This is a genomic window from Acinetobacter larvae (genome assembly GCF_001704115.1).
In the GTDB taxonomy this organism is placed as follows: domain Bacteria; phylum Pseudomonadota; class Gammaproteobacteria; order Pseudomonadales; family Moraxellaceae; genus Acinetobacter; species Acinetobacter larvae.
The window spans coordinates 1,137,746-1,164,297 of sequence record NZ_CP016895.1 but is presented as its reverse complement, the minus strand read 5'-3'; the positions used below and the strand labels follow the sequence as shown (position 1 = coordinate 1,164,297).

The window sequence follows — 26,552 nt, the reverse complement described above, 5'->3', positions numbered from 1 at the left end:
CTAATTCTTTATTTAGATAATTTTTTATTTAGATAATTTTTTTGCGATTGATTGCAATGGATTTTGGGGTGTGCGCTGAGTACGTGACTGCTTTGCTTGGGCTTGTGCCGCTGCCTTAGCTTGTTGTTGGGATTGACGTAATAACTTAAAACTCAACCAGCATAAAGCCAAAACCACAATAGCGCATAACAGCATCAGCCCGAGTAACATAGGTTTTAACATCGAAAAATCCTCAAAACAGTTTTAATCTGAACTGTATCTTAGCAGTATTACAAAAAGAGCCCTATCATAGCAGAAGGGCTCTTTTGATACTTGCGCTTATCATAACGCACTTCACGTCATAAACGTTAAGTTGCTTGATATTAAGCTTGATCTAAAATTGCAAATAGCTCGGTTTGTACATGATCAATTGGACGTAAACCATCCAACTTATTGTACTTCGCTGCTTGTTGATTTTCGGTAGCACGTTGCTGATAGAAACCCACCAATTGCTCGGTATCCGCATGATAAGACGCCAAACGTTTACGAATGGTTTCTTCTTGGTCATCAGGACGTTGTACCAGATCTTCACCGGTTTCATCATCTTTACCGTCTACTTTGGGTGGATTGTAAATTAAGTGATAAATACGCCCTGAAGCTGGATGCTGACGACGACCAGATAAACGTTTTACGATTTCTTCATCTGGTACCGCAATTTCGATCACATGATCAATTGCAATACCTTCACTTTCCAAAGCTTCTGCTTGAGGAATGGTACGCGGGAAACCGTCAAAAATGCAGCCATTGACGCAATCAGGTTGAGCAATACGCTCTTTGACTAAACCAATGATCAGTTCATCTGAAACTAAACCACCTGATTCCATCACTGTTTTAGCTTTTAATCCTAATTCAGTACCTTCACGAATTGCAGCACGGAGCATATCACCGGTTGAAATTTGTGGGATATTGTAGCGCTTACAGATCAACTGAGCCTGAGTCCCTTTTCCTGCTCCAGGTGGTCCGAGTAAAATAATGCGCATAAAAAACACCCTCATGTAAAACAATATGTAAATACTATCCGCTACAGCCAAGCAATTTTGACCAAGTGTCTAGCACTCTTTATAAGAAAGCTACAAATAAATGTATTAAGCCTGCGATAAAACCAGTGACACCACCCAATAAAATCAAAATCCATTCATCTTCACGGAAAGCTGGACGCAGCAAATTTTGGAATTCTGCTGGTGTTAACTCGCGGATCCGCTCTTTGAACATATGAAATATTTTCTTCGCTCGGCTAGCATTGAACGCTGGATCACATACAGGCACCATCGTAATTTCAATTGAGCGATCAATCAAGTCTGTCTTCAGTTTTGCATACTCTCGCGGTCCAAGTGACAACTGCAATGACGTGCGTACCAACGGCGTTTCCATAATCTTATTGATATGTTGCTTGATGATACGACGCGTTTTGTCTTTTTTTGGACCATACATCATTTCAGTCATAATCGACTTCAATGTAATCAACTCTTCAGTCACAACGCGGGCAAAAACCTCAGACACCTCATCTTGACGCTTCATAAATGCACCTTGCACATTATAACGTCCGATGCGTGGAATAACTGGCTTAACCCAAGGAAATTTATGATTTTTGGTCAATTCAAAAAATTGAGGATAGCGAACATAATGTGGTTCGACTGGATTAAATACCATCCAAATTGCAATCCAGTTGGTGAGGAAGCCCCAAATAGATGCCCAAAATGGTACCGTCCAATGCCAAGGCACCAAGAACCATACCATCATTTGGAAGATACCAAACACCATACCAATCAGTGCACTAATATGCCAAATAAAATTAATTTCTTTTTGCCCGACTTTGAGGAACATCCGCACCATTAAACGGCGATCCTGTTCCATCTGACTGACCACCATATCACGCATATTGACTAAGGATTCGACGTTTTCAGCCAGATCAGTCACTAAATCTTTGAGTACATCTGGAAGTTGTTTATGTGCTTGGGCATAAATACGGCGTTTGATCGAGAATGGTAGATTCTCCCACAACACAGCATTACGCTCATCCATGACTTCATCAATTAAATGCTCTAACTCAGACCCGACTTGTTCACCAATAATTCTAGCCATGTCTTCGGGATCCATGGCATTGAGGAACTCTTGTAATGAGCCTAGTTTCGATAAGGTATTGTCGGTAATAATGCCAGAAATGCGTCCGGCTTTACGTGGCACGATCCCCTGCCAACCAATAGGCAATGGTCCAAGATGAAAGCCCCAAAAATGAATGGGATAAAACACCATCTTTAATGCCATCCAGACATGTGCCCAAGTCACAAAGGCAGTCACCGGAATAATGCTGAGTACGGCTAAATGATCAGGTCTGCTTAAGAAGGCTTGCCACAAATCGCTAATGTATCCCAACATGCATTACTCTCAGGTTTATGTTCTATTTATCGTGGTTGAAAAAATATAGGCGCAGTTGATCTGAATATCGCCATCCCGACCAGTTATGGGCTGTGCGTTATGGATTATCATGGTTAAGGATTACCCCAATCACAATCGTTGTATCGCCTGCACGACAATCGTACACATCAACCTAGTCATATGATTGTATAAGTCGTAAGTCATTATTTGCTAAAGTTGTGCATGTTATCGCCAAGCTTTGCTGCCGTGGTTTTGATCGACATCAACAACCACAGACTCAAACTATAGGGCGAAGATATGCTGCAGTTTTTTTTACAGAGATCAACCCTAAAAGCAATCAATTTGATTGCAATGCCAGACAATAGTATACGCTATTGCAAGCCAAATACCGAAGCACCGTTTTCAATACAACGAGTTTGACTGAACTTTAACAGATTTAGTTTTCGCCTCATATACTGATAGCAATTTTTTTCGTGTCGCTAAAGTCAAAGCTGCTTATTATTCTGCCTTCTTGTACACACATCTCGATAAATGCTTTGATCGCTATAACATTAAGCCTCATCCCCAACCTAAATGTCGCCAAGCATACTGCAGCACAGTACGAGATTTTTTTGGTTATTTTTATTGTATTCTCAGGTACACTATAGCTCTTTTGGCTTGGCTGGCCTTGATCAGAGCAATTTAGACGACCCATATGAAGCAGCAGTTTCCACTTAAAAATGTTCAACAAGAAAAGCGCATCTTCCGTGGTCGGGTCTATTTTGCCATTTTCTTTGTTTGTATCTGCCTGATTATTCTATTGAGTCGCTATGCTTATCTGCAAATTGTACACTTTGAAGAGTTTAGCAATGCCTCAGATAAAAACCGCACGCGCTTACAGCCCATTGCCCCTGCGCGCGGTTATATTTATGACCGTAACGGTACGCTATTAGCCGATAATTACCCCATTTTTACGGCAACCATCAGCCGTGCTGACATTGAAGATATCGATGATACTGTTCGTCGTTTGACCCCTATTTTAGACCTCAGCACAGAAGACATTGATCGTTTTCAAGCACGCATTAAGACTGCACGTAAAACCGAACTAGTAGCGATTAAACTTAATCTCAGTGAATCCAATATTGCACGTTTTAGTGAGGTTAAATACCAATTCCCAGGGGTCAATATCGAAACGCAAATGACGCGTTATTATCCGCATGGCGAGCTTTTTGCGCATGTCATTGGCTATGTTGGTCGTATTAATGACAAAGAGCTCAAGAGTATCGACCGTGATGCCTATGCGGGGACCAACCTGATTGGTAAAATTGGGGTCGAAAAATCCTATGAAGATTTATTACACGGTATTCCAGGTTATGAATCTATCGAAGCCGATGCACATGGCAATGTGCTGCGCTATTTAGGTCGTAAAGATTCAACCCGTGGCAATGATCTGTATTTATCTCTGGACTATGGTCTGCAAATGGTAGCCGCAGAGCAACTGGCTGGTCGACGTGGTGCAATTGTTGCCATTGATCCGCGGACAGGGGAAATCTTAGCCTTGGTATCTAGCCCAAGTTTTAATCCCAATTTATTTGTCACAGGCATTGGTCATGACGAATATAGCGCATTGCGTGACAACCTTGATCAACCGCTTTATAACCGTGCTTTACAAGGCTCTTATCCACCTGGCTCAACCATCAAACCGATGGAAGCCTTGGGTGGCATCCATTATGGCGTGGTAGATTGGAATACTGCCATCATGGATCCCGGTTATTTCCACTTACCCGGAGATTCACACCGTTTTCGTGACTGGAAAAAAACTGGGCATGGCTCAGTCAATATGCATAAATCCATCGTGGTCTCGTGTGACACCTATTACTATACCCTATCCTATCAGATGGGCATTGAGCGCATGAATACGTGGATGCGCCAATTTGGTTTTGGTGAAAAAACCGGTGTGGACTTACCCAGTGAAAGTTCTGGTCTGTATCCTAACCCAGAATGGAAAATGCGTACCCGCAAAAGCAAGTGGCTTAAAGGCGAAACAATATCCGTCAGTATCGGGCAAGGGGCTTTTATTGCCACACCGCTACAATTGGCAATGGCAACGGCAATTACCGCCAATCATGGTGCCCATGTGGTTCCGCATGTCTTAAGAGCAACGCGTGGTGCTAAACCACATGAAGTTCTCAATGCACCCACCGGTAAAATCGATTTTAATGGGACCGAAGAAGACTGGATCAAAATGCGCAATGCCATGGTTGATGTGATTGATTCGGGAACTGGGCGACGTATTAAGACCTCGGCTTATTCAATTGCTGGGAAAACAGGTACGGCCCAAGTAAAAAGTATTGCCCAAGGTAAAAGCTATAACGAAGCGCTACTGACAGAACGTCAACTTGACCACGGTCTATTTGTGGGTTTTGCACCAGCTGAAAATCCTGAAATTGCCATTGCTGTTATTTGGGAAAATGGTCGTCATGGCGGCGGCGCGGCGCAAATCGCGCGTCCAATCATGGACTATTGGTTAGTACAGCGGAAAAAGAAAGCTATTCTGCCAACCAATCATCAGGTTAGCGGCGGCTTAATGACTGCGGGCATTAAACCAGGTGAATTGGCAGCCAGTGAAATCGGCTTGGCTGCCAATCCTTTGGCAATGCCGCACAACAAACCTGCATCATCTGTTCGTAGCACATCTGAGAATTCTGCCCATGGCCAAGAGTAACAATCAACTTCGTATTATTGGTGGGCAATGGAAACGTCGTCAGCTGGCCTTTGCCAGCATTGATGGCTTACGCCCCACCCCAGATCGGGTGCGTGAAACACTCTTCAATTGGCTGATGTGGGATATTGCCAATGCACGCGTACTGGATTTATGTGCCGGCTCTGGCGCACTGGGTTTTGAAGCCCTATCTCGTGGTGCGGCACACGTGACTTTTGTTGAACCCAATGCCGAACAAGCGCGCTATTTAAGAGATAACTTAATCTTACTCAATGGGCAACAGCAGAGCGAAGTCCTGCAAACCACAGCACAACAAGCATGTGCACAGCTACAGAGCACTTATGATCTGATCTTTCTCGATCCACCTTATGCACTCAATCTATGGGCAGAATTAGCCACAGCAATTCGCCCCTATTTACATGCTCAAAGTCTGATCTATGTCGAGGCTGATCGTGCTTTTAATGTATTGGGGCTGCCTGCCGATTGGCAAATCTATAAAACGACCAAAGCAGGACAAGTGCAAGCCGCCCTCTTTCGACCCGTTGCAATGCTTTAACAGCAAACTATTGCAACAATATCTCGGTAAAATTCGCGCAACTTCGCCAGCCTTTACCGAGTATATACCTTGACTACATCATTGTTGGTTATTAGTTAAAATGAAATATATTCCATCAAATAATTATTAAACTAACTGCAACAGGTCACATTCCTGACGCGATCCAAAGCAATACAATCAGCTTAAAAAATTTGGAGAAAAAACATGTTAAAAAAAATTGCCTTGACTACCGGTTTCATCGCTTCCCTCAGCATGGTGGGTTGTGCCACCATGGATAATCCTGCAACCAATAAAAATTTGAATTTACTGCAAAACAAAGACTGGGTTGTGACGCAAATCAATCAAGTCGACTATGCACCTGAAAATACCCAAACCTTGGCTTCATTAAAATTTGGTGATAGTGCACTCAGCGGTAGCGATGGTTGTAACCGCATTATGGGTGGCTATGCCGTCCAAGGAAACAAAATTAAGTTTTCATCTCTCGCAACCACACAAATGATGTGTATGGATACAGTTGATTTACCAGAGAAATTTAATACAGCACTCAACCAAGTGAAAAGCTTTGCGGTCAATAAATCACAGCTCAAACTGCTCGATAAAGAAGGTAAAGTGGTTTTAAAATTCCGTACACAAACCAACGAATAACAACCCCATAACAGCTACTCCCTGCAACACCGAAATGCCTCATAACCATCAGCCCTCCATGGAGGGCTGATGGTTATTTATCACTGAATGCTTTTACTAAATGCTTCATCGCGAAGTGCTTGATGACTCTTAGCGCTAACGCTTGATCACGTAGTGAATGCTTTATAACTTCTTAGCATTAGCGCTTAATCATTTAGTGCTGATCAGGCAGCGCATAGGCAACTAAATAATCCCCCATTTTGGTTCCAAAAGAACCATGACCACCCGCCATAATCACGACATATTGTTTACCGTCTATTTCATAGGTCATCGGTGTTGCTTGACCACCTGCAGGCAAACGCGCTTGCCATAATTTTTCACCATGACTGACATGATAAGCACGAATATAATTGTCTTGTGTTGCAGCCACAAACATGACATTTCCCGCTGTTGAAATAGAACCGCCTAATCCCGGCACGCCAATTTTCAATGGCGGTAATTGGAAGAGATTAGGCAAACTATCACGAACGGTACCAATACGTTTTTTCCAAACCACCTTATGATGATTGAGATCAACGCCAGCAACAAAGCCCCAAGATGGCTGTTTACACGGTAAACCTAATGGCGATAAAAACGCACTGATTTCTACCCCATAAGGTGTGCCATACATGGGCTGTAAGCCATGCTCTGTCCCTGTACCCGGTGAATTGATCGCGCGATGTGGATCTTGCGGAATAAGCTTCGACACAAAAGGCAGACCGATTGGATTCATCACAGCCACTTGTCGGTCTGGGTTGACTGAAATCCCGCCCCATTCAAATACCCCCAAATTACCAGGGAAAACTAAGCTGCCATTTTCCGAAGGTGGCGTATATATACCCTCATAATTTAACGTCTGAAAATAAGCACGGCAGTACAGTTGATCAAACATGGTGGCACCCCACATGTCTTTATCGGTCAGCTTATCTTTGGGGGCTAAATTAAAGTCAGAAAAAGGTTGGGTCTTGGCATAAAACTCACCTTGGGTTTGCGGTCCACGTTTGACAGTCTGTGGTACTGGACGCTCGGTAATCGGGACAATTTCTTTACCCGTTAAACGATCCAATACAAAGACATTCCCTGTTTTGGTGGTGACATAAACTGCTGCAACGGTTTGCCCCTGTGCATTTTGAATATCAGCCAAGGTCGGTTGTGATGGTACGTCCATATCCCACAAGTCATGATGTGTGGTCTGGAAATGCCAAACCAGCTGACCTGTAGTCGCATTTAAAGCCAATACTGAATTGGCATAGCGCTCTTTGAGTGCTGTACGATCACCGCCCCAAATATCCGGTGTTCCTACTCCGGTTGGAATATAAACGATGTCATGTTGGGCATCATAAGCCAACGGTGCCCAAGCATTGGGAGAATTATGCACAAACTTTTGACCTGGTGCTGGTATCGCATTTGGATCTTCTGCACCAGTATCAAACACCCATAACAATTTACCAGTATTGACATCATAGCCACGAATCACCCCAGAAGGTTCCTGACTGGAAAAATTATCCGTGACTGAACCCGCGATAACAATGGTCGTACCAGTAACAACAGGTGGCGAGGTTGGGTTATAACCACCGGGATAGGCAAATGGCATATCTTTTTGTAAATCAACCTGACCATGATGACCAAAGTCATCACAGGCGGCACCGTTGTCGGCATTGATCGCAACCAAGCGTCCATCATTGACCGGTAGAATGACTTTACGCGGACATTGTGTAGAGGAAGACTGCTTAGACTGAAGACTGGTCGCAAATTCTGCCTGATTATTTTCATCATAATAAGACACACCACGACAGGTTAAATGCTGGAAGCTTGGACCCGATTTTAATTGAGGATCGAAACGCCATTTCTCTTGACCAGTTTTGGGGTCTAAGGCAATTAACCATTGATGGGTGGTACACAGATACATATTGTTGCCAATTTTAATTGGTGTCACCTGATTGGTGGTTTCACCCGAGTCATTGGCTGTTTTTAAGTCACCCGTACGGAAAGTCCATGCCACTTGCAAGTCTTTGACATTGGTATCATTGATCTGGGTTAATGGTGAATAACGCTGACCTGCTTGCGTCCGACCATAAGCGGGCCAATCTGCATCTGCAACGCCTGCCACCGCTTTGGTCTGTGCAGGTTGCGGATTTTCAATCACACCATTGATTTCTTGTGGGTCATTAAAAATAGCATAAATCATCACCACGATGCTTAAAGCTAAACTTGCTGCCAACACCCAACGGCTAGGTAAAGTGGGTTGTTTGAGATCACGGGTCACCGCAGGGATAAGCAACCATAAACCCAATACACCCAGAATATCTAAACGCGGTGTGAGTGCCCAAAAATCTGTGCCCACTTCCCACAATGCCCAAACCAAAGTACCGAGCATTAATAAGGTATAGAGCAGATAAGATAAAATTGAACCACGCTTTAATAAAATAGCAGAAGCAAATAGCAGCGCACCGGCGATAACATAATAAAAAGAGCCCCCCAAAACGATGAGCCAAATCCCCGCAAGAATCAAAATAACGGCAAGCAATGCCATCACATATGCGGTAAATGGTCTAAGTTTTGAAGGCTTTGAGGACTGATTCATAATCACCTCTAGATTTAATGATTATTATGAAAACATGTGTAGGGTCTCGCAAACACATGTATGCATAAAAAACAGAATGAATTGAAGAAAACAGCGCTGTGCGCGCTACACCGCAACAGCGCATGTTTTACATGGGTTTTAAAGTAAATCTCTGCGCCATATGACAACAGCATTTTTAATTGCGTCGCATTTCCAATCACTAAAAACTAAAACTGAAATGACGAAAACCTAAATGACTAAAACCCAAATGGCTAAAAAAGAACTATAACTAAAAAGAACTATCAAACTTTATGCCGCCCACCCAGGCATTATTCCCAGACTTGAGCGCACCGATATGATGAATATATTGTATGTTTGGTTTAATTGTTAACCAGTTATTGACCTGAACAGCATAATATAATTCGCTGTTATATTCATGCGAAAATCCAGTTTGCTGTTTATGAATACGAGACACCCCGATGGCAAGCTCATCTTGAGCACGAGCAGCGAAAAGTCCCACATAACTGAGTCCAATATTTTGCATATCGGCAATTTGTGCATCATCCGGATTGTCGGCATCACCCTCAAACCATGTCGCTTGTATAAAGGCACTGAGCCCACGTGCGTTATTGCCATCGACTGTGCTAAGTTGTTGTTTGGCTGACATCCAATACGCTTGTTTCTGATCAATCGCTGTATCTTGGCTGCTACGATCTACCGTACTATATACATAGCCCGCTCGGTATTCACCCGCCATATCAGAAAACATTGGTTGCCAAATCACTTCTATAGGAAGTAATGCGCCATTTGATCCTTTACTACTCAGATTAAACCCTTTAGAGCGTTTTAAGTTTTCAGCATTGTGCTCAAATACGCCTGCTTGCACAAACAAGTCTGGCTGTATGGCATACTTAACCCGCATTGCCCATTGACTCACTGGCCAGTTATACCACTGATCTCCAGCCCAATTACCAACTTGCGAACCACATAAAGCAAGGTTCTGAAACTTACAGTCAAAGCTATTAAATTCTTCAGCTTCACCAAAACGACCGAGCTTAATCGCTAAGCGCTGATCTAAAAATTTTTTCTGAATCCAAAAATCAGTTAAACGCCAAGTCTGTCCACGCCCCCACAGCTCTTGTACCGAACTGAGCTGCCCTACCGCTGTGTCGTTTTGTCCATTCAATGCATCGGCAGTTTGGCTCAAGCTATGTCCATCGCGATAAGTCACAGCAATTTTTGCTTCACTATCTTGCCAATTCAGAATTTTGTCTAAATCGAATTGTGCTACAAGACTCAATTGCCCGGTATAAGCATCCGCATGATGATTTGCATATTTTGCATCGAATAAGCTGGCAAACTCTCCCGTATAGCCAATGGAGAAATCATAGCCCTGTTGTTGTAACTCACTACGTTTGCCGTTCCAGTCACCCAACATATAATTACGCTGATGCGAAAAAACCTCTGCCGCATGAACTGTTGCACAAGCACTGAGCATGCTCATCATACTGAAACGAAAAATGAATCTATGCTTATTCAATCGCAAAAACCTTAAACTGTCTGGTTAATTCGCATAGAATACCTTTATTTTGTAATTAATATTAATAAAAATCCAAAATATGTTATATAAAATCGATTTATTATGTTTATTTGTTAATTTCTTTACACTAATTCAAAAATATCTGACGCCAATATTTGCTTAAACTCTGTGGCGCAAAAAGTTAGATGAAAACGACCAAGCGAAAAGCAGGCAAAAAAAATGCCAGATCAGAACCTGGCATTTTCGAGATAACTTAAATCAAAAGATTAAGCCATACCTTTGTCTTTTAGCACTTGCAACATGGTTGAACCCAACTCAGCAGGGCTACGTGTATAAGCCATACCCGCTTTTTCAAATGCAGCAAATTTTTCTTCAGCAGTACCTTTACCACCTGAAATGATCGCACCAGCGTGACCCATACGTTTACCTTTAGGTGCAGTAACACCCGCAATATAACCAACCACAGGTTTAGTCACGTTAGATTGGATGTATTCAGCAGCTTCTTCTTCTGCTGTACCACCAATCTCACCGATCATGATGATAGCATCTGTATCTGGATCGTCTTGGAACAATTTCAAGGCATCAATTTGGTTCATACCAGGAATTGGGTCACCACCGATACCGATACACGTTGATTGACCTAGACCAAGCTTAGTTGTTTGTGCTACAGCTTCGTAAGTCAATGTACCTGAACGTGAAATAATACCAATACGACCTGGTTGATGGATGTGACCTGGCATAATACCAATTTTACATTCACCCGGAGTGATCACGCCTGGGCAGTTTGGACCAACCAAACGCGTACCATTACCATTGGTTTCTAGGTAACGTTTTGCTTTTAGCATATCGATGGTTGGAACACCTTCGGTGATCACAACGATCAAGCCAACGCCTGAATCAACTGCTTCAACAATAGAATCCAATACGAATGGTGCTGGAACATAGATCACAGAAGCATCAGCACCAGTTTCTGCAACAGCATCTTTCATGGTGTTAAATACAGGTAGACCAATATGGGTTTGACCACCTTTACCTGGCGTTACACCACCAACAACTTTTGTACCATAAGCAATCGCTTGCTCAGAGTGAAAAGTACCGTTTTTACCTGTAAAGCCTTGTACCAATACTTTAGTGTCTTTATTAATTAATACGCTCATGTGATACTCCTTAAGCTTTTACTGCAGCAACAATCTTTTCAGCAGCATCGGCAAGACCTTCTGCAGAAATCAATTTAAGACCAGATTCATCAAGTAATTTCGCACCAAGTTCGGCGTTGTTACCTTCTAAACGTACCACAACAGGTACAGTAACATTTACTTCTTGAACGGCTGCAATAATCGCTTCAGCGATCATGTCACAACGAACAATACCACCAAAGATATTAATTAATACGCCTTGTACAGAGCTGTCTGCCAAGATGATTTTGAATGCTTCGATCACGCGTTCTTTGGTTGCGCCGCCACCAACGTCAAGGAAGTTTGCTGGTTGACCACCATATAATTTAATGATGTCCATGGTTGCCATTGCCAAACCTGCACCATTGACCATACAACCAATGTTACCTTCAAGCGCAACATAGTTCAGATCAAATTCAGAGGCTTTTAGCTCACGTTCGTTTTCTTGAGATTTATCACGCAGTGCAGCAACTTCTGGTAAACGGTAAAGCGCGTTAGAGTCGATACCAACTTTGGCATCTACACATAAAATTTCGCCATTTTCACGAACTGAAAGTGGGTTAATTTCAAATAACGCAAAGTCATTTTCAACAAAAGCGTTATATGCAGCAGACATGATTTTTACAAATTGACCTACTTGTTTGTCTTTTAAGCCTAATTTGAAAGCAACTTCACGTGCTTGGAAAGGTTGTAAGCCGACTAAAGGATCAACTTCAACTTTAATGATTTTTTCTGGAGTTTCTTCAGCAACTTTCTCAATTTCCACGCCACCTTCAGTTGATGCCATGAAAGTGATACGACGGCTTGAACGGTCTACAACTGCACCAAGATAAAGTTCACGTTCAACAGGATAAACGTCTTCAGCAATGATGATGCTATTTACAGGTTGACCATTGGCATCTGTTTGATAAGTTACTAAACGGGTACCGATAATATCGTTCGCAAATGCAATCACATCTTCTTTTGATTTTGCGATTTTAACGCCACCAGCTTTACCACGACCACCGGCATGAACTTGCGCTTTCATGACCGCAAATTTTCCACCTAGTTGCTCAAATGCAGCTACGGCTTCATCAGCATTGGTTGCAAGAATGCCTTCTTGTACTGGCATGCCATATTTTTTTAACAGCGCTTTAGCTTGATACTCGTGTAGATTCATTGAATTACCTTTAACTACTTTTCACTTTGTTATCAAAAAATAATACCTAAACTTCCTTCGCATTAGGTATTCGCATTTCAAGACGCAAATGATGATCATAAACCACACAATCATCAAAAAAAGAGCGGGCTATGCCGCTCCTTTTATTATTTACGTTTACGTTGAATCGCATGAATGGCACGACCATCTACAGCCAATGCTGCTTCGTGTACCACTTCTGAATAAGTAGGATGCGCGAATGTCATCAGTTGTAGATCTTCAACAGAAGATACAAACTCAAGTGCAATCATACCTTGATGAACAATATCAGACGCACCCGGTCCAATCACATGCATACCCAATAAACGATCGGTTTTCGCATCAGCTACAAATTTTACAAAACCTGCTGCTTCGCCTGCTGCTAAAGCACGACCATTCACCGCAAACGGGAATTGACCAGTTTTTACTTCATGACCTTTTTCTTTGGCTGCTTCTTCGGTTAAACCCACCCAAGCCGCTTCAGGATGTGTATAGATCACAGAAATAATGGTGTCATAATTAACCTGTGCCGCATGACCGTGAATACGCTCCACCACCATCATGCCTTCTTCCATTGCTTTGTGCGCTAGCATTGGACCACGTACTAGGTCACCAATTGCATATACGCCTTCCACTGAAGTAAGACACTGATCATTGACTTCAACAAAACCACGATCAGTTACTTTAACGCCAGAATCTTCAGCCAATAATGCTTCTGTATAAGGCTTACGACCCACGCAAACAATCAGTTTATCAAAGCTTTCTTGCTTATCTTCACCAGCTTGGGTGTACTGTACTGCAACTTGATCGCCAACGACTTCAGCTTTAGCCACTTTTGCACCAACACGAATATCCAAACCTTGTTTGCTCAAGATTTTTTGATATTCTTTGGCCAATGCTTTGTCTGCCATCGGTAGGAAACTGTCCATCGCTTCAAAAATGACGACTTCAGCACCTAAACGACGCCATACCGAACCAAGCTCTAGACCGATTACACCAGCACCAATCACACCTAAACGTTTTGGAACTTCTTGGAATTCTAACGCGCCGGTTGAATCAACAATGAAGTTTTCGTCTACTGGTGCAACTGGAATATTTACTGGAACAGAACCTGATGCCAAAATCACATATTTTGCATCTAAAACTTGAACTTCACCATCAAATGGGGTGAATTCAACTTTTTTGCCTGCTAAAAGTTTACCAGTACCTTGTAACCACTCGATGCCATTACCTTTGAGTAATTGAGCAACACCGCCAGTCAGTTGATCGACAACTTTGTCTTTACGCGCCAACAATTTTTGTAGGTCAAGACGTACATTATCGACGCTAATACCGTGATCATCTAGACCATGTAAAGTGTCTTCATAATGATGTGAAGAATCTAAAAGCGCTTTTGAAGGAATACAACCAACGTTTAAGCAGGTTCCACCCAAAGAAGGCTTACCTTTATGAATACGTTTTTCAATAACCGCTACTTTAAAACCAAGTTGAGCTGCGCGAATTGCAGCCTCATAACCACCTGGTCCACCGCCTATTACAACTAGATCAAACTGTTGAGACATTTTTATCTCCATGCGCCAAGTGCGCGTCCTCCGCGACTTGGCTAGGTCTTATTCGATGTGATGAAAGATTAAAGATCAAGGATCAGTTTTGCAGGCTCTTCTAACAATTCTTTAATTGTTACAAGGAATTGAACAGCTTCTTTACCATCGATTAAACGGTGGTCATAAGAAAGTGCCAAATACATCATTGGCAAGATTTCAACTTGACCATTTACAGCCATAGGACGCTCTTGGATTTTGTGCATGCCTAAAATTGCTGTTTGTGGTGTATTAAGAATCGGAGTAGAAAGCAATGAACCGAAAGTACCACCATTAGTAATAGTAAAAGTACCGCCAGTCATATCTTCAATCGCTAATTTACCAGCACGTGCTTTTGCTGCATAACCCGCAATACCGTTTTCAACTTCAGCATAGTTCATGCGATCTGTATCACGTAGTACAGGAACCACCAAACCACGATCAGATGAAACCGCGACACCGATGTCATAGAAACCATGATAAACAATGTCATCACCGTCAATAGACGCGTTCACAGCTGGGAAGCGTTTTAATGCTTCAGTTGCCGCTTTCACAAAGAAAGACATAAAGCCTAAACGTGCACCATGACGTTTTTCGAATACTTCTTTGTATTGCTTACGCATATCCATTACAGGCTTCATGTTGACTTCGTTGAAGGTTGTCAACATTGCTGTGCTTTGCGTTGCGTCCAATAGACGTTCAGCAACACGTTTACGTAGACGTGTCATCGGTACACGTTTTTCAACACGCTCACCGACTGCAACGCTTAATGGCGTAACGCTTGCAGCTGGTTTAGTTTGATGATTCGCAACATCTTCTTTGGTAATACGACCACCACGACCAGTGCCTGCAACGTCTGCGGCATTGATACCGGTTTCTGTCAATGCTTTACGCACAGCAGGCGCTTGACCATCTACATCTACAGGTTGTGAACGTTCAACCACTGCGGCAGCGCCAGCTTGGGTTTGTGCTGAACTTTCTTCTACTGCAGCAGGTGCTGCAGCTGCGACTGCACCTGCTTCAAATTGTGCGATGATTTCATCAGATAATACTGTATCACCTTCGTTTTTGATGATTGCTACCAAGCTACCGTCTGCAGGAGCAACAACCTCTAAAACAACTTTATCGGTTTCAATATCACAAATTACTTCATCACGTGAAACTGATTCGCCAACTTGTTTATGCCAAGTCGCGATCGTTCCGTCAGCAACTGACTCTGGGAACACCGGTGCTTTAATTTCGGTTGCCATTAGTTTGTTTCTCCTGATTGTTCAGCTGCGATTGCAAGTGCATCGTTCACCAGCTGAGCTTGTTGTTTTGCATGCAAATAAGGTGAGCCACATGCTGGTGCTGCCGATGCTTCACGACCAGCATAGCGAATGCTCAATGCTTTACCTGACTTGATGACGCCTTCATATAAACGTGGTGCGATAAATAACCAAGCACCTTGGTTTTTCGGCTCTTCTTGCGCCCAAACCAATTCAGTTGCATTTGGATAAGTATCGATCACGTCTTGGAGACGCTGTTCTGGATAAGGATAAAGCTGTTCCACACGGATAATCGCGACATTGTTTAGACCCAATTCACGACGTTTTTCGAGTAAATCGTAATACACTTTACCGCCACACAATACCAAACGTGTTACGTCGGCATGATTGATTGCATCAATTTCATCAATCACAGTTTGGAAGCCACCCGTTGCCAAATCATCTAAAGTCGATACGGCAAGTTTGTGACGTAGCAATGATTTTGGTGAAGTAACAATCAATGGCTTACGAATTGGACGAATCGCTTGACGACGTAAAGCATGGAAAATTTGTGCTGGTGTGGTTGGTGTAATCACTTGAATATTGTCTTCGGCACATAGCTGCAAATAACGCTCTAAACGTGCAGAAGAATGTTCTGGACCTTGCCCTTCATAACCATGGGGTAGCAACATGGTTAAACCACACACACGTTGCCACTTGGTTTCACCAGATGCGATGAACTGATCGATTACGACTTGTGCACAGTTTGCGAAGTCACCAAATTGTGCTTCCCAAATGACTAAGCTTTTTGGCAATGTAGTTGAATAACCATATTCAAATGCCAAAACTGCAATTTCTGACAACAGTGAGTCATAGATTGCAACACGCGGTTGGTTTTCTTTGATGTGACAAAGCGGAATATAAACTGAACCATCTTTTTGGTTATGTAGTTTGGCATGACGGTGTGAGAAAGTACCACGACCCACGTCTTCACCAGTCAAACGCACCAAATAGCCTTCATCAAGCAATGTCGCATAAGCTAAAGTTTCTGCCGCGCCCCAGTTTAAAGGAATCTCGCCTGTTTGCATTTTCAAGCGATCATCAATCACTTTCGATACTTGGCGTTGCATCACGAAGCCTTCAGGCAATTCACGCATGCGTTGACCCAGCTCTTTTAAACGCTCAACAGGGAAAGAGGTATCCCAAACATCAGTATAGGCATGACCCAAATATGGTGTCCAATCGACATACATTTTCTTATTCGGTTCAAGCACCAATGCATTGGCCACATGATTGCCAGCTTCTAAATCTGAACGATAGTCTTCGATCATTTGATCTGCAGTCGCACGATCTAGCACTTTTTCTTGTACCAATTGATCAGCATAAAGCGTACGGGTAGTCGCTTTTTTATTAATCACTTGATACATCATTGGTTGTGTTGCAGCAGGCTCATCGGCTTCGTTATGACCACGACGACGATAGCAGAACAAATCAATCACAACGTCTTTACGGAAAGTATGACGGAAGTCATGTGCAAGATGCGCAATAAAGGCTACAGCTTCAGGATCATCACCATTGACATGGAAAATCGGTGCCTGAATCATTTTTGCGACATCAGTACAGTATTCAGTCGAACGTGCATCACGTGGATCTGAAGTGGTGAAACCCACTTGGTTGTTTACAACAACATGTACTGTACCACCAACTGTAAAGCCACGTGTTTGTGACATTTGGAAGGTTTCTTGGTTCACACCTTGACCAGCAAATGCAGCATCACCATGGACAATGACAGGTAAAACATCATCACCGCCAATGTCTTTACGACGCACTTGACGCGCACGTACTGAACCTTCTACTACCGGTCCAACGATTTCTAAGTGTGATGGGTTAAATGCCAAAGCTAAGTGAACTTCACCACCAGGTGTCATGACGTTTGATGAGAAACCTTGGTGATATTTCACATCACCAGAACCTTTAGTGGTGGAAATTTTACCTTCAAATTCACCAAATAAGTCTGCTGGGTTTTTACCCATGATGTTAACCAGCAAGTTGAGACGACCACGGTGTGGCATACCGATCACAACTTCTTTACATCCGACAGAACCGGCACGTTGAATGATTTCGTTCATCATTGGAATAAAAGACTCACCACCTTCTACACCAAAACGTTTTGCACCAACATATTTATTGCCAAGATATTTTTCTAAGCCTTCAGCAGCTGTTAAGCGTTCTAAGAATAGTTTCTTTTGATCTGCTGAAAAATTGAATTGACCCTTGACCCCTTCCAAACGTTGTTGAATCCAACGTTTTTCTTTGGTATCAACAATGTGCATATATTCTGCACCAATAGAGCTACAATACGTTGCTTCCATGGTGTCGATCATTTCTTTTAAGGTCGCTTCGCTCTTACCGATGGCCAAGTTACCAGTATTGAATACGGTATCAAGATCAGACTTGGTTAAGCCGTGTGTTGCTAGATCTAAATCTGGCACTTCTTCACGTTTTGCCAACCCTAGTGGGTCGAGACGTGCTTTTTGATGACCGCGATTACGATATGCTGCAATAAGCTGCAATACACCTATTTGACGTCTTTCATGTTCAGTACTGACTTGGCTTTGCACCACAGGTTGAACACGATTTGAATTACGACCTAAAAGTAAGAACTGCTCACGAATATTACCATGAGGTTGATCGCCCTTAGGGTATTTATCGAAATATTGACGCCAATCCTCGCCGACTGAGGTTGGTGATGATAGGTATTGCTCGTAAAGCTCTTCTATATACGCCGCACTATCAGCGGAAAGTTCAGTATCAAGACGCGGAGCGTCAGCAACTTCTTGCATTTGTGGACCCATTTCCTATTGCAAAAACATTACAGGATGCGGTTAGGCAAACCCATGATTGATAATGCCAAACTGATAATTGACATCCCCCACCTTTCGGGTTCGTTTGAACACGGGGCGTTACAGCGCCGCAGTTATAGACTGTGGCGCTTGATGAATCATAACGCCTGTTTGGCATCATCATCCATTTATGAACTCGACCATGTCGAGCAATTTTTTTGCAAATCGGCTTAGAAAAGCTAAATCTTAGCCTTAGCTTTTCTAAAACGACAGTCTATCTGGTATAAATTACTGGCGAACGACACATTATAGCGTCTGCATGCTTGTTTTTGCACCATTTTCTAGCAATATACTGATATGCTAAATGCTAACATGATCTAAAGACAGCATTGATTTAATTGCCACATACCATCTATAAATTAGCTAAATACACTAAAGTAATACGCTTATTCACAATGATGCTAGATAAAGCCACTTTCAGCTAGCGATTATCACATTTCATTACTCTGCTTGGCTACTTTTTAAACAAAAATAAACCATTAGATTTAATCTTGCACAATTTTTTAGCGCTTAAAAAACTATAAAAATTAAACATATAAAAAAGCGCATACCTTTTCAGGTATACGCTTTTTATTTTATGGCAATTATCCTGCTTGGTCGAGCAACATATTACGGATGTGACCAATTGCCTTAGTCGGGTTCAAGCCTTTAGGACAAACAGAAACGCAGTTCATAATCCCTTTACAACGGAACAAGGAGAATGGATCGTCCAAACGTGCCAAACGTTCTTGGGTTGCATTATCACGTGAATCGATAATGAAACGGTAAGCATTTAATAACGCAGATGGACCTAAGAACTTATCTGGGTTCCACCAGAATGATGGGCAAGATGTTGAACAACACGCACACAAGATACATTCATACAAACCATTGAGGTGTTCACGCTCTTCAGGTGATTGTAAACGTTCTTTCGGTGGCGCTGGCTGATCATTGATTAAGAAAGGATGAATTTTGTTGTACTGTTCGTAGAACTGATTCATATCCACAACTAAATCTTTAATCACAGGCAAGCCAGGCAATGGACGAATAACGATTTTTTCTGGTAAATCGTTTAAGTTCCACAAACAGGCCAAACCATTCTTACCATTAATATTCACACCATCTGATCCGCAAATACCTTCACGGCAAGAACGACGGAATGTTAGGGTTTCATCTTGAACCTTAAGCGCAAGTAAAGCATCAAGCAACATACGGTGCTTTTCAGTCAACTCAAGCTTAAAAGTTTGCATATACGGTGCTTTATCCTTATCAGGATCATAGCGATAGATTTCGAACGTACGAGTTCCTCTACTACTCATCTTAACTCTCCCGATTAGAATGTACGTGGCTTAGGTTCAATTGGATCAACAGTCAATGGGGTATAACGCACAGGTTTATACTCTAAACGGTTATCTGATGAATACCATAATGTATGCTTCATCCACTCATCATCGCGGCGACCATAAGAATAAACAGGGTGATCCGGCGGTAACTCATAGTCAACCACGGTATGTGCACCACGACATTCTTTACGTGCAGCAGCAGAGATCAATGTTGCTTTCGCGACTTCGTACAAGTTCTCAACTTCAAGTGCTTCAATACGCGCAGTATTAAAGACTTTAGACTTGTCTTTCAGATGAATGTTACGCACACGTGGCTCAAGCGCTAAAATCTGCTTCACACCTTCATCTAATAAAGCTTGGGTACGGAATACACCTGCGTGATTTTGTACGATTTCACGAATTTCATCTGCAACTTCTTGGGCATTTTCACCCGTAGTTGTTTCGTCTAGATGGCGTACACGCGCTAAAGTTTTTTCCAATACATCTGTTGGTAATGGTGCATACTCATCACCATGGTGTTTGGTCACATAATCAATAATATGTTCACCAGCAGCTTTACCAAACACGACCAAGTCCAATAATGAGTTGGTTCCTAAACGGTTCGCACCATGTACAGAAACGCAAGAACATTCACCAATTGCATAGAAACCTTTCACAGGTTTTGTGTAGTTCAGTGAGGTTTTCGCTTCGTACTCTTTGGTTTCACCGTTATATCCAGCAATCAACTCGCCTTCTGGCTTAGCTTCTGGAATAACAACCTGACCATGCATGTTGGTTGGAATACCACCCATTTGGTAATGGATTGTTGGCACAACAGGAATTGGCTCTTTGGTAATGTCTACGTTGGCAAATTTCTTACCAATTTCAAATACAGATGGTAGACGTTTCATAATGGTATCTGCACCTAAGTGAGTCATATCCAATAAGATATAATCACCTTTAGGTCCACAACCACGACCTTCTTTAATTTCTTGGTCCATAGAACGTGATACGAAGTCACGTGGCGCCAAGTCTTTTAAAGTTGGGGCATAACGTTCCATGAATGGTTCGCCATCTTTGTTACGTAAGATCGCGCCTTCACCACGGCAACCTTCGGTTAACAATACACCCGCACCCGCCACACCTGTTGGGTGGAACTGCCAGAATTCCATATCTTGTAATGGAATACCAGCACGCGCAGCCATACCTAGACCGTCACCTGTATTAATATAAGCATTGGTTGATGCACGATAAACACGACCCGCACCACCAGTTGCAAACAATGTTGCTTTGGCTTGGAATACTGCAATATTGCCTGTCTCTTGGTCAATTGCAGTCACACCCAATACATCGCCATCTTCATTACGGATCAGATCAAGCGCAATCCATTCAACAAAGAACTGAGTACCCATTTTCACGTTGCTTTGATATAGGGTATGCAAAAGCGCATGTCCAGTACGGTCAGCTGCTGCACAAGCACGTGGTACAGGTTTGTCACCATAGTTTGCAGAGTGACCACCGAATGGACGTTGGTAAATGGTACCATCCGCGTTACGGTCAAATGGCATACCTAAGTGTTCTAACTCATACACGACTTTAGGTGCTTCACGACACATAAACTCGATTGCATCTTGGTCACCTAACCAGTCAGAACCTTTTACCGTGTCATAGAAGTGGAAATGCCAGTTATCTTCTTGCATATTCCCAAGAGACGCACCAATACCGCCTTGCGCAGCAACTGTGTGAGAACGTGTTGGGAATACTTTGGTCAATACCGCAACTTTCAAACCTGCTTGGGCAAGCTGATAAGATGCACGCATGCCAGAACCACCACCACCAACGATCACAGCATCGAAAGTGAGGTTTTGTATATTTGTATAGTCTTCTTTAGGGGTTATCGCGCCCATGATCTCTTCCTATCAATTTGCCCAGAAAATCTGGATTGCCCAGATCGCATACGCAAATACAGCAATAATTACCGCTGAAATCAGCACAAGGCGTAACCCTGACGCTGAAGGACCCATTTGACGAGTAGTCACATAATCCGTGAATACCTGCCACATACCAATCCATGCGTGTGCAACAAGTGATAAGATTGCCAATAAAGAGAAAATCTTCATTGGTAAAGTCATCATAAAGCCTGCCCATTGCTCATAGCTAAAACCGCCATGGCAGAGAATCCATCCCAAAACCACAACAGTATATACAGCCAACACAACAGCACTTACACGTTGAATAAACCAATCGCGAGAACCTGATCCTGTTAAACCTGTAGCACTTTTCATTAGAACATAATCCATACAAAGGCTGCGATAATACCTACCACAGACAAGATCAATGAAATGGTTGCTGCAATACGACCACTTTGTAGCTCTTCAGCATAACCTAAATCAGCAAGTAAATGCTTGATACCATTAACAAAATGGTAGATTAATCCCGCTACAAATACCCACACGATAAAACGTACGAAGAAGTTTCCAAATACGACATTTTTAACGTATTCAAAACCTTCTGGTGATGAAAGCGATTTATCCAAAAGCCAGAGTAGAACGGGAACCAATAAGAATACGATTACACCTGATAGACGGTGTAGAATTGATGCAATAGCCACGGGTGAGCGTAAATTTACCGCTAACACTTGACCCATGGACAAATTGACAGGTCTGTTGCTTTTCACAGCGGGCATCCTGTAAGTAAAAACTCCCTCTGGAGTTTGTAAGAATTAATTCGAAGGAAAGCTGGCATTGTCAGGCAAGCAAATGCCTAAACTTATAAACGACAACGGATTATAAAACGTGAAAAACTAAATTACAAACTGTCCCCCTTGGCTTTTAATTATATTGCGCATAAAATAAGAATCATTTGCATTTTCAAATAATTATCTAACATTCATCTCTGGATTCAATTTGACGATTGGTCTATATCATAATCTATTGATTTTAATGTTTAAATTTTGTGTTTCACGCAAAGCACTTGCTCAAAGCACAAGCACTTAAAACCAGCCTAGAAAGCATTTTTAGCAATAAATAATATTTTTTATAAAATTAATTGTGTCAACATTTTACACTGATTTACAGTATTCACCGCCTGACTGCTTTTCTATCTTAAAAATTGAAAATAAAGCATATCAATAACATACAATAAAAGAAGCAGCTTAACTCGGCAAACCCGGTGCAATACACAGCATAGAGCAAACACAACTGGCTAAGCCATTACAAGCACATCGAAAAATTTTAACCAACCCCAACTACAACTTGCACACTCAACACATAAGCGTCATTACAGCATGTGCTGTTTGTTTTTAGCTTGCGCGGTTTTTGGATCTTGTTTGATTATTTTTAAATTAATTTTTGCTGCTTAGGATTTCACTTTATTATTTAGCCCTATCTCGATATAAGCTTCTTATCTCTTCTCTATAGATCTTTTCTCCATAGAACTCTTCACCATAGATCTCTTCACCATAGAATAGAAAGGACAGCCTTCTTGCGTCATCAGCCTACCCTTTCTATATAAGCTCAATCTCTGTGACCATCTTTATTATTATTTTAATAGACTAGTACTGTAATAGCCCCATACTTTTAATAGACTTCTATCGCTCTGCTTTTATATATACAACATAATATACATCACGATGTGTGGTGTTTATCGGTCAGGCAAAATGCTGCATCGTGCTTCAATGGCACTGCTTCAATATCAAACTTAAACGTTTTTTGTATGGCGAGCATAGCGTAGTTTTTTCATGTGGTGAGCATAGCGTAGTAATGTGACAAATCTATTTAAACACTGTATGGCATCCTTTTTTATACATCCTTGCTTATACATCCTTTAAAGAAGCATTACCGATGAAGCATTTCATATTGACTGGCAATCATGATTTGATCACTTATCAGTGGCATGGCAAGCATGACTATCCACAACCACCAGCGCAGCGTCTATGGATAGTCAGCAGTGACATGAAGTGTTATGTTGAGGAACATATCACCACATAAGCTTAAAAATAAATCATCACTCTCTATATATTCTACAAAGTGACTGCAAGATATTGATCGCCATCTTGGCTATAAATAGTGTATTTTTCATTTTTTATGGCAATAACTTCCATACTTTCTAATGCATCGATGCAAATTAATTAAGCTTAAAATTTATCAAATTGGCAAAAAATATAATGGATTAGAATTTTTTTTAACCGATTAAGCGACTTAAATGCAAACAAATATTTCAGAAGCTCTAAAATAAATTGAGAGGATTGCCAGTAAAAATGACGCCACATATAGAAAAATAATTTTACTTATATTTCAAAAACATAAATAATATCTTTTGCAATATATAGCCATGTGCGGCAAAAACAGCCAGATATATCATTCTACAATTGCAAAGGACACGGTGAGTCTAGCCTGTCATCGTTTTAAGTAAGAAATTGCTTTATTTTAAGACAACACTGGCGAGATCTGTCATAAACACTCAACTATATCCTTAAGTATAATTGACAAAATCTCATTACTCACTAAGCTTAGTAGCAAAATTTGACTCATCTAATTCATGGACAAAATCTGCAAATATTGAGTTAGATAATAACATCCACCAGGACAGGAGATCTTTGAATGTCTGAAGCAACTGGCAAGAAAGCCGTTCTAGAACTTGATGGCAAAAAAATTGAATTACCAATTTACAGTGGTACATTGGGCCCAGATGTAATCGACGTTAAGGATGTATTGGCATCAGGACATTTTACTTTTGATCCTGGTTTCATGGCGACAGCTTCTTGCGAATCTAAGATCACTTTCATTGATGGTGATAAAGGGATTTTACTACATCGCGGATATCCGATTGACCAACTTGCTACGCAAGCTTCATATCTTGAAACCTGCTACCTGTTATTAAATGGTGAATTGCCGACTGAAGAGCAAAAAGAAAAATTCAAAAAGAATGTTCGTCAGCACACCATGGTGCATGATCAAGTAAGCCGTTTCTATAATGGTTTCCGTCGTGATGCTCATCCAATGGCGATTATGGTTGGTGTTGTGGGTGCATTATCTGCGTTCTATCACAACAACCTTGATATTGAAGATGTCAATCATCGTGAAATCACAGCAATCCGTCTGATTGCTAAAATCCCTACACTTGCAGCTTGGAGCTACAAATACACCGTAGGTCAACCTTTTGTTTATCCACGTAACGATCTAAGCTACGCAGAAAACTTCCTCTACATGATGTTCGCGACCCCTGCTGATCGCGACTATCAAGTAAACCCTGTTCTCGCCAAAGCAATGGACCGCATCTTTACGCTACATGCTGACCATGAGCAAAATGCGTCAACCTCTACTGTACGTCTTGCAGGTTCTACTGGTGCGAATCCTTACGCATGTATCGCAGCAGGTATTTCTGCACTTTGGGGTCCTGCGCACGGTGGTGCAAACGAAGCTGTACTTAAAATGTTAGATGAAATTGGTAGCGTTGATAACGTTGCTGAATTCATGGAAAAAGTAAAACGTAAAGAAGTGAAGCTCATGGGCTTCGGTCACCGCGTTTATAAAAACTTTGACCCACGCGCAAAAGTCATGAAACAAACTTGTGACGAAGTATTGGCGGCACTTGGTATCAATGATCCACAACTTGCTTTGGCAATGGAACTTGAAAAAATTGCCTTGAGCGACCCGTACTTTGTAGAACGTAAACTTTATCCAAACGTTGACTTCTACTCTGGTATTATCCTGAAAGCAATTGGTATTCCAACCGAAATGTTTACTGTAATCTTTGCCTTGGCACGTACAGTAGGTTGGATCAGCCACTGGTTAGAAATGCATAGCGGTCCATATAAAATTGGTCGCCCGCGTCAACTTTATACAGGTGCGACGCAACGCGATATTCAACGTTAAGTTCAATACCTGTACGTATAAACCGTTGTTGCTTCTGCAACAACGGTTTTTCTTTACTGAAAATAATTTAGACAGCTTTTAAAATAAAATTAAAATAAATCAGTAGCCAGTATCTGCTGCATTGCTGTTAAAATATCCAACTCGCCCGCTATGCTGGATTGCGCATATGCTGAAATATCTTATTGCTTACTGCATTCCTTATTTAAAACTCACGCAATTTACAGCGCGTCAATTGACCCACGCTGAACGACAATTGTGTCAAACAGTATTTGGTCAGTTAATTGATTATGATCAAGTTTATATCTTCAAGCATCGCTACCTCCCTTGGCAGTCTGAAGATATATTTATGGCGCCAAATGGAAACTTATATATTTTAGATAAACATTTCAAAGCCGATTATGCACTTGAAGATATTGCTTATCAGGCGATCTTTATTCATGAAATGACCCATGTCTATCAATATCAACAAGGAAAAAATGTATTATTTCACGGTGCATTACTACAAATAGCCTATTATATTTCTGCAAAACGCTATAATCCTTATCATTATCAGCTAGCGCAGCGTAAAGCCTTTCATAACTATAATATTGAGCAACAAGGCGATATCGCACGTGATATTTTCCTGAAAAAAATTAAAAATATCATCATATAAGCAGCTATTTGAAAAAAGTCTAAAGTTTTGATAGTTATTTTCGGAATTTTATTAAATAATGCAGTAATCGAAAAATATGTTTTAACAAGAAAGCTTTCTTTGTTGAAATCATCAAGCAATATTCAATATGCGCTAGCATATGAATTATTTTTGGTTAAAATATGGGATATTTCTATTTTTTGCATTGCAAAAAAAAGTATATT

The 26,552-nt window shown here is 41.6% G+C and carries 19 protein-coding genes; 5 read left to right on the top strand and 14 right to left on the bottom strand.

Annotated features, from left to right (window positions below; genetic code table 11):
- Window positions 1–24: 24 nt before the first annotated feature.
- From BFG52_RS05190 to BFG52_RS05180, 3 genes are all read right to left on the bottom strand, one after another.
- Window positions 25–222 carry a hypothetical protein gene (locus BFG52_RS05190; RefSeq protein ID WP_067553321.1) on the bottom strand — a complete coding sequence of 66 codons (198 nt, stop codon included), beginning with the start codon at window positions 220–222 and terminating at the stop codon, window positions 25–27.
- A 140-nt stretch (window positions 223–362) separates the two neighbouring features.
- Window positions 363–1,019: an adenylate kinase gene (gene adk / locus BFG52_RS05185; protein WP_067553319.1), complete on the bottom strand. Its 657-nt coding sequence runs from the start codon at window positions 1,017–1,019 to the stop codon at window positions 363–365.
- A gap of 79 nt (window positions 1,020–1,098) precedes the next feature.
- On the bottom strand, window positions 1,099–2,415 hold the full coding sequence (locus BFG52_RS05180; protein ID WP_067553317.1) for a hypothetical protein: 1,317 nt from the start codon (window positions 2,413–2,415) through the stop codon (window positions 1,099–1,101).
- Window positions 2,416–3,109: 694 nt separating this feature from the next.
- Between BFG52_RS05180 and mrdA the strand changes: the two genes are divergently transcribed.
- The 3 genes from mrdA (at window position 3,110) to BFG52_RS05160 (ending at window position 6,317) form a co-directional block, all read left to right on the top strand.
- Window positions 3,110–5,119: a penicillin-binding protein 2 gene (gene mrdA / locus BFG52_RS05170; RefSeq protein WP_067553314.1), complete on the top strand. Its 2,010-nt coding sequence runs from the start codon at window positions 3,110–3,112 to the stop codon at window positions 5,117–5,119.
- Window positions 5,106–5,672, top strand: a complete 567-nt coding sequence (gene rsmD, locus BFG52_RS05165) for a 16S rRNA (guanine(966)-N(2))-methyltransferase RsmD (protein ID WP_067553312.1) — start codon at window positions 5,106–5,108, stop codon at window positions 5,670–5,672. Before mrdA ends, rsmD begins: the two co-directional genes overlap by 14 nt.
- A gap of 204 nt (window positions 5,673–5,876) precedes the next feature.
- The gene (locus BFG52_RS05160) at window positions 5,877–6,317 is read left to right on the top strand and encodes an META domain-containing protein (RefSeq protein ID WP_067553310.1); all 441 of its coding nucleotides are present in this window, start codon (window positions 5,877–5,879) and stop codon (window positions 6,315–6,317) included.
- A 193-nt stretch (window positions 6,318–6,510) separates the two neighbouring features.
- Here BFG52_RS05160 and BFG52_RS05155 read toward each other — a convergent pair whose 3' ends face one another.
- From BFG52_RS05155 to sdhC, 11 genes are all read right to left on the bottom strand, one after another.
- Window positions 6,511–8,919, bottom strand: a complete 2,409-nt coding sequence (locus tag BFG52_RS05155; protein WP_067553308.1) for a glucose/quinate/shikimate family membrane-bound PQQ-dependent dehydrogenase — start codon at window positions 8,917–8,919, stop codon at window positions 6,511–6,513.
- 268 nt (window positions 8,920–9,187) lie between these two features.
- The gene (locus BFG52_RS05150) at window positions 9,188–10,444 is read right to left on the bottom strand and encodes a carbohydrate porin (RefSeq protein WP_067553306.1); all 1,257 of its coding nucleotides are present in this window, start codon (window positions 10,442–10,444) and stop codon (window positions 9,188–9,190) included.
- A gap of 260 nt (window positions 10,445–10,704) precedes the next feature.
- A complete protein-coding gene (gene sucD / locus BFG52_RS05145; protein WP_067553304.1) occupies window positions 10,705–11,595 on the bottom strand; it encodes a succinate--CoA ligase subunit alpha in 891 nt (296 codons plus the stop codon).
- 10 nt (window positions 11,596–11,605) lie between these two features.
- On the bottom strand, window positions 11,606–12,772 hold the full coding sequence (gene sucC, locus BFG52_RS05140) for an ADP-forming succinate--CoA ligase subunit beta (protein ID WP_067553303.1): 1,167 nt from the start codon (window positions 12,770–12,772) through the stop codon (window positions 11,606–11,608).
- A 146-nt stretch (window positions 12,773–12,918) separates the two neighbouring features.
- On the bottom strand, window positions 12,919–14,352 hold the full coding sequence (gene lpdA, locus BFG52_RS05135) for a dihydrolipoyl dehydrogenase (RefSeq protein WP_067553300.1): 1,434 nt from the start codon (window positions 14,350–14,352) through the stop codon (window positions 12,919–12,921).
- Window positions 14,353–14,420: 68 nt separating this feature from the next.
- Complete coding sequence (gene odhB, locus BFG52_RS05130; protein ID WP_067553298.1) at window positions 14,421–15,620, bottom strand: 2-oxoglutarate dehydrogenase complex dihydrolipoyllysine-residue succinyltransferase; 1,200 nt, start codon at window positions 15,618–15,620, stop codon at window positions 14,421–14,423.
- Complete coding sequence (locus BFG52_RS05125; RefSeq protein WP_067559154.1) at window positions 15,620–18,460, bottom strand: 2-oxoglutarate dehydrogenase E1 component; 2,841 nt, start codon at window positions 18,458–18,460, stop codon at window positions 15,620–15,622. The genes odhB and BFG52_RS05125 overlap by 1 nt, the downstream gene beginning before the upstream one ends.
- Before the next feature lie 644 nt (window positions 18,461–19,104).
- Complete coding sequence (locus BFG52_RS05120) at window positions 19,105–19,818, bottom strand: succinate dehydrogenase iron-sulfur subunit (protein ID WP_067553297.1); 714 nt, start codon at window positions 19,816–19,818, stop codon at window positions 19,105–19,107.
- Between the two features lie 14 nt (window positions 19,819–19,832).
- Window positions 19,833–21,728, bottom strand: a complete 1,896-nt coding sequence (gene sdhA, locus BFG52_RS05115; RefSeq protein ID WP_067553295.1) for a succinate dehydrogenase flavoprotein subunit — start codon at window positions 21,726–21,728, stop codon at window positions 19,833–19,835.
- 12 nt (window positions 21,729–21,740) lie between these two features.
- A complete protein-coding gene (gene sdhD / locus BFG52_RS05110; protein WP_067553293.1) occupies window positions 21,741–22,106 on the bottom strand; it encodes a succinate dehydrogenase, hydrophobic membrane anchor protein in 366 nt (121 codons plus the stop codon).
- Window positions 22,106–22,507: a succinate dehydrogenase, cytochrome b556 subunit gene (gene sdhC / locus BFG52_RS05105; protein WP_099092621.1), complete on the bottom strand. Its 402-nt coding sequence runs from the start codon at window positions 22,505–22,507 to the stop codon at window positions 22,106–22,108. Before sdhC ends, sdhD begins: the two co-directional genes overlap by 1 nt.
- A 1,915-nt stretch (window positions 22,508–24,422) precedes the next feature.
- Between sdhC and gltA the strand changes: the two genes are divergently transcribed.
- Window positions 24,423–25,697 (top strand): citrate synthase, encoded by a 1,275-nt coding sequence (gene gltA / locus BFG52_RS05100; protein WP_067553291.1) that lies wholly within the window; start codon window positions 24,423–24,425, stop codon window positions 25,695–25,697.
- A gap of 166 nt (window positions 25,698–25,863) precedes the next feature.
- A complete protein-coding gene (locus BFG52_RS05095; RefSeq protein ID WP_067553289.1) occupies window positions 25,864–26,349 on the top strand; it encodes a hypothetical protein in 486 nt (161 codons plus the stop codon).
- Window positions 26,350–26,552 lie beyond the last annotated feature (203 nt).